Origin of the sequence: Erwinia magellanica, from assembly GCF_039023495.1 — a bacterium.
Lineage (GTDB): Bacteria > Pseudomonadota > Gammaproteobacteria > Enterobacterales > Enterobacteriaceae > Erwinia.
This window is the reverse complement of sequence record NZ_JBCHVC010000004.1, coordinates 347,739-360,919: the sequence shown is the minus strand read 5'-3', so window position 1 is coordinate 360,919 and position 13,181 is coordinate 347,739. Positions and strand designations below refer to the sequence as shown.

Annotated in this window: 15 protein-coding genes; 10 read left to right on the top strand and 5 right to left on the bottom strand. The window is 49.4% G+C overall.

Going from position 1 to position 13,181, the window contains the following annotated elements:
- Positions 1-34: 34 nt before the first annotated feature.
- From AAH450_RS16110 to AAH450_RS16090, 5 genes are read left to right on the top strand one after another with little or no spacing between them, the layout of a single operon-like run.
- Positions 35-718 carry a fimbrial biogenesis chaperone gene (locus AAH450_RS16110; RefSeq protein WP_342911259.1) on the top strand — a complete coding sequence of 228 codons (684 nt, stop codon included), beginning with the start codon at positions 35-37 and terminating at the stop codon, positions 716-718.
- A 33-nt stretch (positions 719-751) separates the two neighbouring features.
- Complete coding sequence (locus AAH450_RS16105; protein ID WP_342911110.1) at positions 752-3,283, top strand: fimbria/pilus outer membrane usher protein; 2,532 nt, start codon at positions 752-754, stop codon at positions 3,281-3,283.
- A gap of 17 nt (positions 3,284-3,300) precedes the next feature.
- Positions 3,301-4,308 carry a fimbrial protein gene (locus tag AAH450_RS16100; RefSeq protein WP_342911109.1) on the top strand — a complete coding sequence of 336 codons (1,008 nt, stop codon included), beginning with the start codon at positions 3,301-3,303 and terminating at the stop codon, positions 4,306-4,308.
- A gap of 47 nt (positions 4,309-4,355) precedes the next feature.
- Positions 4,356-4,883, top strand: coding sequence for a fimbrial protein (locus AAH450_RS16095; RefSeq protein ID WP_342911108.1), 528 nt, complete (start codon positions 4,356-4,358; stop codon positions 4,881-4,883).
- Positions 4,884-4,923: 40 nt separating this feature from the next.
- The gene (locus tag AAH450_RS16090; protein ID WP_342911107.1) at positions 4,924-5,049 is read left to right on the top strand and encodes a hypothetical protein; all 126 of its coding nucleotides are present in this window, start codon (positions 4,924-4,926) and stop codon (positions 5,047-5,049) included.
- A gap of 216 nt (positions 5,050-5,265) precedes the next feature.
- On the opposite strand, the gene AAH450_RS16085 is transcribed toward AAH450_RS16090, so the two are convergent.
- Together AAH450_RS16085 and AAH450_RS16080 are read right to left on the bottom strand one after the other, a co-directional pair.
- Positions 5,266-6,153, bottom strand: a complete 888-nt coding sequence (locus AAH450_RS16085; RefSeq protein ID WP_342911106.1) for an EamA family transporter — start codon at positions 6,151-6,153, stop codon at positions 5,266-5,268.
- Positions 6,150-7,361, bottom strand: coding sequence for an MFS transporter (locus AAH450_RS16080; RefSeq protein ID WP_342911105.1), 1,212 nt, complete (start codon positions 7,359-7,361; stop codon positions 6,150-6,152). Before AAH450_RS16080 ends, AAH450_RS16085 begins: the two co-directional genes overlap by 4 nt.
- A gap of 126 nt (positions 7,362-7,487) precedes the next feature.
- Between AAH450_RS16080 and AAH450_RS16075 the strand changes: the two genes are divergently transcribed.
- From AAH450_RS16075 to AAH450_RS16055, 5 genes are all read left to right on the top strand, one after another.
- Positions 7,488-7,952: a winged helix-turn-helix transcriptional regulator gene (locus tag AAH450_RS16075; RefSeq protein ID WP_342911104.1), complete on the top strand. Its 465-nt coding sequence runs from the start codon at positions 7,488-7,490 to the stop codon at positions 7,950-7,952.
- 95 nt (positions 7,953-8,047) lie between these two features.
- Complete coding sequence (locus AAH450_RS16070; RefSeq protein WP_342911103.1) at positions 8,048-8,554, top strand: P-loop nucleotide/nucleoside kinase family protein; 507 nt, start codon at positions 8,048-8,050, stop codon at positions 8,552-8,554.
- Between the two features lie 263 nt (positions 8,555-8,817).
- Complete coding sequence (locus AAH450_RS16065; protein WP_342911102.1) at positions 8,818-9,570, top strand: NAD-dependent epimerase/dehydratase family protein; 753 nt, start codon at positions 8,818-8,820, stop codon at positions 9,568-9,570.
- A gap of 135 nt (positions 9,571-9,705) precedes the next feature.
- Positions 9,706-9,936, top strand: a complete 231-nt coding sequence (locus AAH450_RS16060) for a glyoxalase superfamily protein (RefSeq protein ID WP_342911258.1) — start codon at positions 9,706-9,708, stop codon at positions 9,934-9,936.
- Positions 9,937-10,378: 442 nt separating this feature from the next.
- Positions 10,379-10,789, top strand: coding sequence for an ASCH domain-containing protein (locus tag AAH450_RS16055; RefSeq protein ID WP_342911101.1), 411 nt, complete (start codon positions 10,379-10,381; stop codon positions 10,787-10,789).
- A 139-nt stretch (positions 10,790-10,928) separates the two neighbouring features.
- Here the strand turns inward: AAH450_RS16055 and AAH450_RS16050 are convergent, their stop codons facing one another.
- The 3 genes from AAH450_RS16050 to AAH450_RS16040 all read right to left on the bottom strand — a co-directional run bounded on the left by AAH450_RS16050 (position 10,929) and on the right by AAH450_RS16040 (position 12,845).
- Entirely contained in the window at positions 10,929-11,327 is a 399-nt protein-coding gene (locus AAH450_RS16050) for a VOC family protein (RefSeq protein ID WP_342911100.1), read from the bottom strand.
- 170 nt (positions 11,328-11,497) lie between these two features.
- Positions 11,498-12,052, bottom strand: a complete 555-nt coding sequence (locus AAH450_RS16045) for an NUDIX hydrolase (protein ID WP_342911099.1) — start codon at positions 12,050-12,052, stop codon at positions 11,498-11,500.
- Positions 12,053-12,068: 16 nt separating this feature from the next.
- Entirely contained in the window at positions 12,069-12,845 is a 777-nt protein-coding gene (locus tag AAH450_RS16040) for a DeoR/GlpR family DNA-binding transcription regulator (RefSeq protein ID WP_342911098.1), read from the bottom strand.
- Positions 12,846-13,181 lie beyond the last annotated feature (336 nt).

The window sequence follows — 13,181 nt, the reverse complement described above, 5'->3', positions numbered from 1 at the left end:
CCGGTGAGGCCTGCATCAGGAGTATTTGATGAAAATGCCACGATTAAATATTTTTTTTATTTCCTTTATTATTTTATTCTTTTTTTTCTCTCAGGTGAGTATGGCAGGCGTTATCGTGGGCGGCACGCGCGTTATTTATGATGGTAGCAAGCGGGAAGCCTCATTGTCAGTTAAAAACCCGGAGAAAAAAACGCCGTACCTTATTCAGTCATGGGTAGAAAAAGATAACCCTCAGAGTGGCGGCAAAACACCTTTTGTTATTACGCCGCCTTTGTTCAGGCTGGATGCCGGTCAGGAAAACCTGCTTCGAATTATTCACGCTGGCGGCAATCTGCCAGACGACCGTGAGTCTGTTTTCTGGCTGAATGTTAAGTCAATACCTGCTTCAGAAAAAACCGACGCCAACCAGTTGCAGATTTCCGTCAGAACCAGAATTAAACTTTTTTACAGACCAGCATCGCTTAAAAATAAAACAGCAGCAGAGGCGTACAAGGCGTTAATTTTTACAAAAACCGGAAGCAACCTTCAGGTTCATAATCCAACACCTTACTACATCTCTTTTTATTCGCTGAAAATAAATGGAAAAGAGATTAAAGATGCTCCGATGATTGCGCCAGGAGAAACGCAAAATTATCCGGTCAATGCTAACGGTAATGCTACCTGGCAGGCGATTAATGATTTTGGTGGCATCACCTCTCCGGCTTCAGCAGTTTTTTAAAAATTTTGTAGGGATTTTTTCCAGGGATGGTATATGCAAATGTCTCGCACAAAAGGCAGCCGCAATGTTTTACCGATAGTTCTACAAGTGCGCCCGATAGCCATAATTATCTCGATTATCTGCCTGGCGGGTTCGAAAGCAGCCTGTGCAGAGGAGTGGTTTAACCCTCACTCACTACAGCAAATAGATGGCGTATCCGCCAACATTAATTTGCAGGATTTTGCTCAGGCAGGTGGCCAGGCTCCCGGCGTCTGGCGCGTGGATATCTATTTAAATGATAATTTCGTCGATTCCCGTGATGTCAGTTTCGTTCTGGAAGAAGGCCGTCTCCGCCCTCAGCTTAAGGCGGCAGACTTAAAGGCTATGGGGGTCAAAACAGAGGCGTTTCCGTCGCTTGCGTCACTGCCATCGGATGAAATCATTACCGATCCGGGAGCGTATATTCCGGCTGCGGATGCGGTTTTGCACTTTAACACTCAGCGTCTCGACATCAGTATTCCTCAGGCAGCGCTGACCAGCGAGGCGAGGGGCTTTGTCGCGCCTGAAACGTGGGACCAGGGAATACCGGCCCTGTTTGCTAACTATGGCTTCAGCGGATCGCAGACCCATTATGATGGCAGACCCGGAACCTGGAGCAGCAACTTTCTCAGTCTGCGTAGTGGCGCTAATCTCGGCGCATGGAGACTGCGCAACTACTCAACGTGGAGCGACAGCGTGAGTGGCAAAAGCCGCTGGAACAGCATCAGTACCTATCTGCAACGCGACATTCAGTGGCTTAAGGGACAACTCACCGCCGGTGAAAGCTCCACACCTTCTGAAGTTTTTGACAGCGTTCAGTTTCGTGGTGTTCAGCTGGCTTCTGACGACAACATGTTTCCCGACAGCCAGAAAGGATTTGCTCCTGTTATCCGCGGTATTGCCCAGAGCAATGCTCAGGTCACGGTGCGTCAGAATGGCACGATTATCTACCAGACCTATGTGGCCCCAGGTGCGTTTGCCATCTCTGACCTCTATCCGACCTCTGCCAGTGGCAACCTTGAAGTCACGATCAGGGAAGCCGACGGGCGTGAAAGGCGTTTTACGCAGGCCTTTTCAGCCGCCCCGGTGATGTTGCGGGAAGGTCGCTTCAAATATGCCCTGACGGCGGGCAAATACCGTAGTCAGAACAGTAATGCGACCACCCCGGCTTTTGCCCAGGGAACAGTGATCTATGGCCTGCCGTATAACGCAACGATTTATGGCGGCGTACTCGGTGCAGAAAAGTATAAATCGGGCGTATTAGGGGCCGGTTACAGCTTCGGTCAGCTTGGCTCAGTTTCGGTTGACGTCACCCAGGCACAGACAAAATTTACCGATCGCACAACCCGGCAGGGGCAGTCATACCGCATTCAGTATGCAAAAAATATTAACTCAACAGGAACGTCCGTTACCCTTGCGGGCTACCGTTATTCCACAAACGGTTTCTATGATTTTCAGGAAGCCAACGAGTTATATACAACTTCTCACTCTCTCTGGCGAACCGGCCATAACAAACGCAGTAAAACGCAGCTGAATCTGACGCAGTCGTTGTCTGGCTGGGGCAGTACTTATATTTCCGGATATCAGCAAAATTACTGGGGAATGAGTGGTTACGAGCGCAACCTGAGTCTTGGTTATAACGTCAGCCTTGCAGGTATTACTTACGGGCTAAGTTATACCTACAGCCGCACGCCGGGCAATAATCCAACCGATCAGCAAGTTGCCTTCAGCATGCAGGTCCCGCTAAGCAAATGGCTACCTGACAGCTGGGCCAGCTATAACCTTAATACCAGTAAAAATGGCAACACCACTCACCAGGCTGGCCTCAGCGGCACCGCGCTGCCTGACAACAATCTCAGTTACAGTGTGCAGCAAAGCTGGGGCAATCATGATTCCGGTGGAAGCGGTTCTGCCACTGTGGATTATAAGGGCACCTATGGGGAAACCACCGCTGGCTATAACTACGGTAAAGATTCCAGCCAGTTTAACTACGGGCTACAGGGCGCGATCGTCATTCACCCTTACGGCGTAACGCTGGCGCAGCCGCTGGGTGATACGGTGGCGCTGGTCAGAGCGCCCGGTGCCAGCGGCGTCAAAGTACAGAACAACACAGGCGTCTATACCGACTGGCGCGGCTACGCCGTGGTGCCCTATCTCAGCACTTATCGCAAAAATCGCATCGCCCTGGAGAGCGATACGTTAGGGAATGATGTCGATATCGATACCAAAACGCAGACGGTAACGCCGACTCAGGGTGCGGTAGTACTTGCCAGCTTTAAAACCCGAATTGGTGGCCAGGCGTTAATTTCACTGATGCACCACGGAAAAATCGTGCCTTTCGGGGCTGGCGTCACGCTGGAAAGTCAGGGTGAAACAATCAGCGGCATTGTTGGCAGCGACGGACAAGTTTATATGAGTGGCCTGCCGATAAGCGGAAAACTGCGCGTGCAGTGGGGCAGCGGAAATAATGAAAAATGTATCGCGTCATTCAGGCTGCCTGAGCAAAATCCAGGTACGTTAAAAGAGGTTAATGCGCAATGTCTGTAAACGGAATGAATAAGGAAATGATTAAGAGCCTCAGCAGAATAAAGTGCGCTCTGCTGATCCTGTCGCTGGCTATACCGGGGCTTGCCCTGGCTGCCAGGGACACAAACCCCATCTGTAATGGCAGTAACATTGCGGTAAATATCAGCTTTGGTACTGTCGCCGTGCAGAGAGATGCCGCGGTCGGTGAAGTTCTGGCAACCGCTCAGACGGGCGTACTTAATGGCGGTAGCAGTCTGGGAGGCTGCCAGCGCTCTCCTTATTCAGCGAGTAGTCCACCAAGCTTCTTCAGTGAGGCGTTACTTTTTGCTTTCACCACGCCCAGTGCGCTTGGTGCAAATATCTACGACACCAATATTGCGGGTGTGGGAATAAGGATAACCTTTAACGGCGCAAACAATGAAAACACGCCACTTCCTTTTGATAAAACATACCCAATGTCTGGCAGCGTTCCTGGTAAAAATATTACTATTGAACTGATAAAAACGGCGTCAAATATTGCCACAGGAACATTGCAGACAGGGGAGCTGGCCCAGCAAAACTTTTATTACGACCCATTGAATAAGTTCACCGGCTGGGTATTAAGCCTGACCGGAACAAATAGGGTTCAGCAGGTCGCCTGTTCGGTCAGCAATAAGGTGATTAATGTCCCGATGGGGGATGTAAAAAATATCGATTTCAAAGGCAGTGGCACCACAGCAGGTGAGAAAAGCTTTGCGATCCCGCTGAGTTGCGATGCCGGCACGAAGGTTAATGTCACGCTGGAGGCCGGATCATCAGGCAGTTATGACGCCAGTCTCGGGATCATTAACCTGGACAGCTCTGGCCAGGCAACTGCAACCGGGATCGGCTTGCAGATCCTGAATAACAGTACCCCGGTTACGCTGGGCGAGCTTATAAGCATTGGCAGCACGGCTTCAGAAGGCGGTTTTAACGTGCCGTTGACGGCACGTTATATCCAGACAGGCTCATCGGTAACCCCCGGCACCGCCAATGCGACCGCCACCTTTACAATGACATATAAATAGCTATTTGCTGGACGTCAGTTTACTCAGAACTTACAGGGAGATTTCAGGTGAAAAAGTTAACGCGTGTTTTGCTGCTACTCACGGTCACAGCAGTTGGTACATCAGGGGTAAAAGCGGGGGATGGGACAATTCAATTTAACGGTAAAATTGCCGAGGAGACATGCTCCGTTGATATGAAAAGCGCAGCTCAGTCTGTTGTGATGGGAACAATCAGCACTGACGCCTTTATCAGTGCCGGGGAAGTGGCAGCACCAACCCGTTTTAGCATTCTTCTCAACAACTGCCCTGACTCTGTGAACAGGGTAAATGTTAATTTTACGGGAACAGCGGACACAGCCAATACCAGCCTTATCAGCCTGAGTAGCGACAGCAGTGCGGCAGGAGTGGGCATAGCACTGTATGAATCCGACAGCACAACCCTGATACCGTTGCGTTCTGATTCAGCGGCTGTGGAAATAAACCCCGAAGCTGGCGTGAATTCACTGAATTATGTTGCAAAATATATGGCAACTGCCAGCAGGGTCACCCCAGGCAGTGCCAATGCGGTAGTGGATTTCACACTTGGCTATAAATAAGCATTACACCTGAGAAGCCATCCTGGCGGACAGAGCCTCAATGTTTGCTGATTATGAAGAAGCCGGTGAAATGACTCAGGAAAAATTAACAGAAATGGCCAAAGTAACCATTACTGGGTTGGGGGGATTAATCATAAAAAATGATATCTCCTTGAATATTTCATGAAAAAACCGGAAATGGACGGTAAAACCGATCGGGTAAGCCTGAAATGATGGGTTGAACTGTCCGGCAGCGCTGCAAAAGTCCGCAGTCTCTCTCAGTGATTACGGATTTTTACAGGTTTTGCAGTCAGGCCCTGGGTGCCATTTTTAGTTTTCACTGAAAGTATTTTTCGCTCTTTCTTTTTTCCTTTTTCACTCAGGTTGCTAAAGAACGTGCCTGTTAAATTAATGCCTTCTCACGCAAAAAAGCCTTTAGTCGATGACCATATAAACCTACGCCCAGCCCGGAAATAATCAGCAGCAGGGCGAGGATCTTCACCGGCGAAATATCTTCACCAAATATCACCCAGGATCCCAGAATGCCGAATACAGGCACCAACAGTGACAGGGGCGCTACCGTAGAGAGAGGGTATTGCTTAAGCAGGGAATTCCACACCCAGTAGCCAAACAGCGTATTGGGATAGACCTGGAACAGGATGGACAGCAGAGCGCGAGCGTCAATGTGGTTGACCAGCGCAGTGTATCCGCTGGTACCGTTGACCAGCCAGTCCAGCAGGAAAAGGGGTAACGGAGAAAAGGCGCCCGACCAGACCAGAAAGGCAAATATCTGCTTCGTTCCCGCCTGTTTGTTAATAATATTGGCGATACTCCAGGCTGTTGCGCCTGCCAGTACCAGCAGCGTACCGAAAAGGGTAACAGAGCCATCAGTAATAAAAACAATACTCAGTAATCCCGTGCAAGCGATAATGAAGCCTGCAATTTGATAACGGTTAAGGGTTTCTTTAAATACCAAACTTCCCAGCAGAATGGTAAAGAAGGCGCTGAATTGCAGCAGGAGTGAGGCAATGCCGGCAGAAAGTCCGGTTTTAATTCCCAGGTTGACCAGCCCCCATAAGCCAATGCCAAAAACCAGGCCATAGCTGATGATATACCGCCACTGGACATCAGGTTTTTTTATAAAGAATAACGCGGGAAAGGCGCATAGCGTGAAACGTATGCCTGCCAGAATTAAGGGGTCTACGGAATTCAGCCCCAGTTTGATAACTGAAAAGTTAACGCCCCAGATGGCGGTTATCAGAATCGCGAGCAGCAGATGATGTAATTTCATGATTCAGGTAATCCCGCCCACAAGATAAAAGCACAGGCACTGACGAATGCACCCGCGAAGCAGACTGACTGCCATCCCCAGAGCGCATACAGCTGAGTGGCAACAAGGGCGCCAAGGGCGCTACCGACAGAATAAAAACACATATAAGCTCCGACGAGGCGGCTTGCCTCGAAGGGCCTGGCTGCAACGATCATGCTCTGATTGATCACATGGACCGTCTGCACCGCAAAATCCAGCGCGATAACGCCGACAATCAGCCACAGCAGGGATGTTTCGGCACAGGCGATAGGTAGCCACGAGAATGTCAGCAATGCCAGGGCTAAGCCGGTTGCGCGCTGCCCCTTGCCCCTGTCTGCCCATAATCCCGCTTTTGAGGCCGCCAGCGCACCCGCTATGCCGGCTAAACCAAACATGCCGATCTGAGTATGTGAAAGCGACATGGCACTGAGCGGCAGAACCATCGTGGTCCAGAGCATGCTGAAAGCCGCAAAGATCAGCAGAGCAAAAGCTCCGCGCTTCCTTAGTTGAGGTTCAGTAAGGTACAGGCGGAAAACAGACAGCAGCAGAGAGAGATAGGGTGGTTTTTTCACCTGCGGCGCAGAGGCAGGCATCACTTTCGCAAGTACTATTGCGATCAGCAATATCAGGCAGGCAGCAATCAGATAAACGGCCCGCCAACCGGCAAGATCGGCAATTACTCCTGAGATCAGGCGGGCCAGCAGGATCCCCAGAACAATGCCGCTGGTCACTTTGCCCACAACTTCTCCCCGTCGGTGGGGCGCTGCCAGTATCGCTGCCCATGCAACCATCAGCTGCACCACTACCGCCATCAAGCCGATCAACAGCATAGCGCAAAGCAGGATCGCCAGATTCTGTGATAACCCCGCCATTATCAAGGCCAGTACTGAAAGTAACAGTAGAGTGATAATAAGGGTTTTTCGGTTTACCCGATCGCCGAGTGGAACCAGAAAGAGCAAACCGGCTACATAGCCTGCCTGGGTCAGGGTGATGACGCTGCCAATGATACCGGGCTCTGCATTCAGGCTGGTTGCCATTGATTCAAGTAAAGGCTGAGCAGAATAGACATTTGCCACCGCCAGGGCGCAGGTAAGTGAGAACAAAAATGTTATCCAGGGGGAAAGTACCGGGTCATCTGCTACCGGTGCCTGTATCGCAACGTCAGAATGCTTGTCTGCCTTACAGTGCATATCACCCTCTCTGGTTTCTTTTTAAAACTACATTAGGTGTAGAATCTACCGTGGTGGTTTTTTTTTGCAACCTCTTTTCAGGGGCGTTATGCTGGATCACTAAAAGTAAACGGAGTGAGAAAACGGATGGCAAAACAGGAATCGCTCAGGGCCAGCGAATGTCCCGTTGCCAGGACAGTAGAGTCCATTGGCGAACGTTGGTGTCTGATGATTATCCGTGAGGCATTTGATGATGTCCGCAGATTCAGTGAGTTCCAGAAGAATCTGGGGCTGGCCAGAAATGTCCTCTCTTCCCGACTGAAACTACTGGTCGATATCGGTGTGTTTGAGATCTGTCCGGCTTCCGATGGCAGCGCGTACAGGGAATATGTCCTTACCGATAAAGGGCGCACCATTTTCCCGATCGTTGTGGCGATACGTCAGTGGGGAGAGCGCTATATGTTTGAGAAGGGCGAAACACACTCAGTGCTTGTGGATAATAAGCATGGAGAGCCTCTCCAGCCGCTGGAGGTTCGTTCATGTGACGGAGAAAAACTGGAGCCTGCCGACTGCCATCGTCGGCGTGTGATTGCAGGCGCAAAGGAGGGATAATCCTCTTTGGTTTCAGCCGCCGGTTTGTTAACAACAGTCCTGCTCCTGCCGGTAAGGCGGGCCTTACCGGGGATAACAGCACAGTGAGGTAAACCATGAACACCGATACAAACCCGCAGCCAACAAAAGCCACACTCCATTTATTATGTGGAAAAATCGCCTCAGGTAAATCCACGTTATCAGAAAGATTAAGTGCATCCGCCGGAACAATCATCGTCAGTGAGGATCGGTGGCTTGCTGCTCTCTATGCCAATCAAATGCAATCAGTGTCCGATTACGTGCAGTGCTCCGCAAAGCTCAGGGAGGCCATGAAACCACACCTGGTATCCTTACTTAAGGCAGGCGTGTCAGTAGTGCTGGATTTTCCGGCAAACACGCTGGCGAATCGTGAATGGATGATGGGTATTATTACGGCGTCAGGGGCTGATAACCGTCTGCACTATCTCCGGGTTTCTGATGAGGTATGCAAAGCTCGTTTACGTGCCCGTAACGCTGAAGGCTCACATGATTTTTCAGCTACAGATAAACAGTTCGAACTTATAACAAGTTATTTCCGTGAGCCAGGCGCAGAGGAAGGGTTTCACGTTATTGAATACAGCTAACGCCGGGAAGCCTGGGAATTACGCTGGCGCTGGGGCAGGGGCAGGGTAATGAGGTGGATCAGGGCGCGCGGGCAATGCTGGGACAACTGATGAAACAGGCACTGCTCAGCGTGAAGTAATTTTACCTTTTACCAGCAAGCCTCATTCCGCCTGATTTTTTACTTTTTAGCCATGTAACACAGACTTACAGACCGGCATGGCATAGCTTTACTGCATATTGGTTTCACCCGATGATGACCTGACGAAACAAGGAAGCCGGCACTATGACAGTAAAAAAAGTTCTGCTTACAGGGGCCAGCGGCCGTATCGGACGGACCTTTTTTAAATCGATGCGCGATGCCTATGATTTCATTCTTACTGATCTGAATGTGCCGGATTATGAGGTTGGTTCGCCTCACCAGTTTATTCCAGCCGACCTCTCAAAGCCGGGGGCGGCAGCAGAGTTGCTGGCCACAGAGCAGCCTGACGCGATAGTGCACCTGGCTGGCATTCCAGACGCCGATGCCAAATTCGAACAGCTGTTGCCAGCCAACATACTCTCCACCACCTGGCTGCTTGAAGCCGTTGCCAAAACGTCATGCCGCCGCTTTGTATTTGCCAGCAGTGCCCAGACCATTGAAGGTTATCCGGTGGATGTGCAAATACATCCGGGTATGGCCGTAGCGCCTGCCAATCTCTACGGCGTAACAAAGTGCTATGGCGAGGCGCTGTGTTCCTTTTATGCCACTCACCATGGCCTGTCATGTGTAGCGCTCAGAATCGGCGCCTTTGAAGCCAAAGAGGCAGATGCGCTTAAAAATGCCAGAGATTACAGCGCCTGGCTCAGTCCGGAGGACGCCGTGAGGCTGATAACCTGCGCTATAGAAGCTGAGAATATTACCTTCTTTATCGGTTATGGCATTTCAGATAACCGGTTTAAGCGATTTGATCTGTCTCATACCCGTGAGGTACTGGGTTACCAGCCAGCCGATGATGCCTTCCGGGAATTTGCGCCCGGACCGCTTCTTTTCCGCTGACGGTGGAGTGCTCTGCTGGGGGCAGTTTGCAAGCCGACTTATGAGAAAAACGAGGTTATCGCTACGGGATATTTCTGTCTGGTACAGCAAGGAAGAATATCCTGAATTAACGGATAAGGATGAGATCGATATTACCTGCATCAATGCTCTGAAACGTATTTTTCGGTCAGTTATGATCGAAAAATACGAGAGTTCTGTCTTGAATTTCTGTCATTCAGCGTCGAATTTGAACACCGGTTCGAGCCAGCATGGCGCCTGTATATGGGCTTAACCAGAGAAGGTTTGCAGTTACATTTATCTGAACATCGCAGTGATGCCAGTCCGGGCGCAAAAATATTTATTCCTGTGCAGAACATTGCGTTATGAAGAAATAAATTACACGAGAAACAATACGGGTAGGGTCGCCCGGAAATAGTTACGCAAGGTTGGGAAGATGTTATGGAAGTATATGACCCTTTCGGCAATCGGCTCGCTTCTGTCAATGTTAATCTGTTCCTGAAAACAAGGGGGAGCGCCAGCGGCGGTTTCCCCGTTACAGATATTAATGTGAATTTTGCTACGTTCGTTTCTGGCCCCAAAGGGCCTGACGTGATAGCACCTTGTGCTATGAGCGAGGGGTTGACATTAGACCTGAAAAAAAGATGTCTGGTAAAAGCGGTTAGCATTTGTCTGGATTAACCTCAGCGCTTGATTATTAATTCCTGCCGTTCCTGGTGGACAGGCGGGTTTGCTATGACATCTCAGCCGCGCACCCGACAAAATCGTGCTAAATTCATTCATTAAATTACTGCTATAAAAGGATTTTACGATGGATTTAATTAATAACCTGAAGACGAAATATCCGGGTTCCCTGGCATGGTCAATCGGAGACAGCCCAGAGATGGCGAATGAGCTTGCAGAATTAGTCATTAAAGGGATTAAAACCGCATCATGCGGTTCCCTTGCAGCCCTCCTGGCAGAAGAATCAGCACCCAGAATAGGCAGTCATAATATTATCCTCAATGGGCAAGGTGTTCCGGTATGCGTCATCAGAATGGTTTCGATGCGGCTGGTACGCTTCTGTGACGTGACTGAGGAGTTTGCAAGGAAAGAGGGTGAAGGGGATCTGAGCCTTGAATACTGGAGGAAAGAACATAAAGCCTTTTTCACCAGAGCGGGGTTTTACTCTGAAGAGATGGAGCTTGTTGCAGAAGAATTTGAAGTAGTTGAAGTTCTGTAACACAGGTCGCTATGCGCGGAGAGCAGACATTAGATCTGGAAATTCATTTAAGATTGAAGCAGTTTGTAAGTGTTTAGATTGATCATTGCGACCCATCCGGATTCGCCAAAACTTCATTGTTCATTTCGCTTCGACGACATCAGAAAAATTGCATTTTTTCATAAGGATGCTTCATACAGGCTCTGAGGCGGCTATCCAAATTGCCATCATGGATTTCCAGCTTGTGTCCATCTGGATCTAAAAAGTAAATTGATTTCCCCTCGCTCTTGTTTATTTTCCACTCTGTAATGCCTGATAATTTCAGGTGATTAGCAAACACATCGAAGTCTTCGCTTCGGATGCTGAATGCGTAATGAGTATAATCCTCTTGAGGAGCAACGGAATCAGCAGAAAGACATAGCCACAGATCACCCAGACAAAGATAAGCCCCACAGGTCCATCTGGCCTTAGGTATAAAACCAAGTTTGTTGACGTAAAAATCAAAGCTTCTTGAAACATCACTTACGGCGATTGTTATATGATTTAGCCCGTTTAGCATTCAGAGTCTCTTCAGCAGGATGTAGGAGATTGCAAGTTAACATAAGGTTACTTTAGCTCAGCGCCAGAGTGAGTTGAAAGCTTAACGAAACCAGCCTTTCGCGAACGCACAGTCCGCTATGATCAAAAAGCGGACATTAAAGCTATTGAGTAATGCCGGTCTTGTACTGTCTAATCCAGGTCACTTTCAACAATCATTTTTTTAGTCATCGCCAGCAGGAAAGCGGTAACGGAAGTCGCATCAGAAATTTCTCCATCATGTATCAACCGACAGAATTCACTGATTTTGATTTTTTCCACCGTCAGACCGTATTCTTCTTCGTCCAGTTCCTGTCCGATAAATTCCAGCTGCGTGGCAAGGTATATGTGGTAGCCCTGTGCTGAATAGCCCTGTGCAAGCTTCTGATATCCGACATATTCCATTTTTCCCGCTTTCAGACCCGTTTCTTCTTTCAGTTCACCGGTCGCAACCTCTTCAGGGGTGGCATCTGGGGAACATTCCCAGCTCCCCTGTGGAAGTTCCTTAGTTTTCCTGCCCAGCGGATAACGGTACTGCTCAACCAGATAGATCTCGTTATTTTCAACCGGAATGATCACAACGAAATCACTTTTTTCAATAACTGAATAGATCCCTTCGCTGCCGTCTGCCCTCTGGATCCGATCTTCCTTTAGCGACATCCAGCGGTTACGATAAATTTCTTTCGATGAGAGTGTTTTTATTTCCACGTCCACAAAAATCTCCTTATTTCGTTGTCAGGTGATCTGCCACAATAACGTTGACGCCTTCACCGTTGAATAGCGCAACATAGTCAGCGGGCGCATCGTTATCGGTAATAATGTCATTGATCTCGCCGGGTGCTGCAAAAGAGAAGGGAGAGTGTTTACCCAGCTTTTCTCCTGAAATGACGCAGATGCTGCGTTGTGCAGCCTTAGTCCAGGCCCGTTTAACCTGAATTTCGTCGTAGTTGATACTGCTAAAGCCTGTGGTGATATTTGCCGCTGCCGCACCGATAAAGCAGATATCAAAAGCCATGCTGCTTAGCTCTTCACACACTCTGTGGCCCGTCATATCCATTGCGGGCTTAAATAATTTTCCTCCCAGCACAATGACTTCCACATCCGGGTGATCGGCCAGCGCCATGGCGGCGGGTAGATTGTTTGTGACCACGGTACAACGTAATCCAGGCGGGATAGTCTGTGCAATGGCAAGTGTGGTGGTTCCTCCGTCCAGTCCGACGACGTCATCCTGGCGAATAAGAGAGACGGCGACCGAAGCGATGGCGCTTTTTGACGCGCCGGTTCTGCCCAGCCTTTCCTTGTGATTCAGCGGCACCTGTGAGCGGGGAATAGCGCCGCCATGGACGCGACGCAGCATGCCTGTTGACTCAAGGCGTATCAAATCGCGCCGAACAGTATCCTCTGAGATGCCCAGTTTTTCAGCCAGTGCAGAGGCCTGTAACTCGCCATGATGGTTCAGAAGATCGAGTATTTTCCGCCGTCTTGCATCAGGTAATTTCATTTCAATGCGCCAAATTGCAATATTTATTGCCTTAATATGCGGTTTTTTGCGGGATGATGCAACATTATGCCAGGCAACGAAGTGAGAAATCAGAAAAGCTGAGTTATTCAACCTGAAGAGGAGAGGTTATCCCGCTTTCCTGGCGAATCGGAGTATGGAGTAAACGTATCGCTGATAAAAATGCAGGTAATGTGTTCTCAACGGACAAAAGGCTGGAAGCAATGATTAAGGCATTCTGGCGACAGCCATGGTTTATCTCTTTGCCGTACTGTTTTGTGTATTACAAGTTTATTACTGGCCCGGTGGGGCGCTGTCAGAAAGCAGCAAGATACCAGG

Excerpts from the sequence above, each read along its gene's own strand:
- AAH450_RS16110 (WP_342911259.1), top strand. The coding sequence starts at position 35 with ATGCCACGATTAAATATTTTTTTTATTTCCTTTATTATTTTATTCTTT.
- AAH450_RS16050 (WP_342911100.1), bottom strand. The coding sequence starts at position 11,327 with ATGCTAAACGGGCTAAATCATATAACAATCGCCGTAAGTGATGTTTCA.
- AAH450_RS16040 (WP_342911098.1), bottom strand. The coding sequence starts at position 12,845 with ATGAAATTACCTGATGCAAGACGGCGGAAAATACTCGATCTTCTGAAC.
- AAH450_RS16085 (WP_342911106.1), bottom strand. The coding sequence starts at position 6,153 with ATGAAATTACATCATCTGCTGCTCGCGATTCTGATAACCGCCATCTGG.
- AAH450_RS16090 (WP_342911107.1), top strand. The coding sequence starts at position 4,924 with ATGTTTGCTGATTATGAAGAAGCCGGTGAAATGACTCAGGAAAAATTA.
- AAH450_RS16105 (WP_342911110.1), top strand. The coding sequence starts at position 752 with ATGCAAATGTCTCGCACAAAAGGCAGCCGCAATGTTTTACCGATAGTT.
- AAH450_RS16065 (WP_342911102.1), top strand. The coding sequence starts at position 8,818 with ATGACAGTAAAAAAAGTTCTGCTTACAGGGGCCAGCGGCCGTATCGGA.
- AAH450_RS16055 (WP_342911101.1), top strand. The coding sequence starts at position 10,379 with ATGGATTTAATTAATAACCTGAAGACGAAATATCCGGGTTCCCTGGCA.
- AAH450_RS16075 (WP_342911104.1), top strand. The coding sequence starts at position 7,488 with ATGGCAAAACAGGAATCGCTCAGGGCCAGCGAATGTCCCGTTGCCAGG.
- AAH450_RS16070 (WP_342911103.1), top strand. The coding sequence starts at position 8,048 with ATGAACACCGATACAAACCCGCAGCCAACAAAAGCCACACTCCATTTA.
- AAH450_RS16100 (WP_342911109.1), top strand. The coding sequence starts at position 3,301 with ATGATTAAGAGCCTCAGCAGAATAAAGTGCGCTCTGCTGATCCTGTCG.
- AAH450_RS16080 (WP_342911105.1), bottom strand. The coding sequence starts at position 7,361 with ATGCACTGTAAGGCAGACAAGCATTCTGACGTTGCGATACAGGCACCG.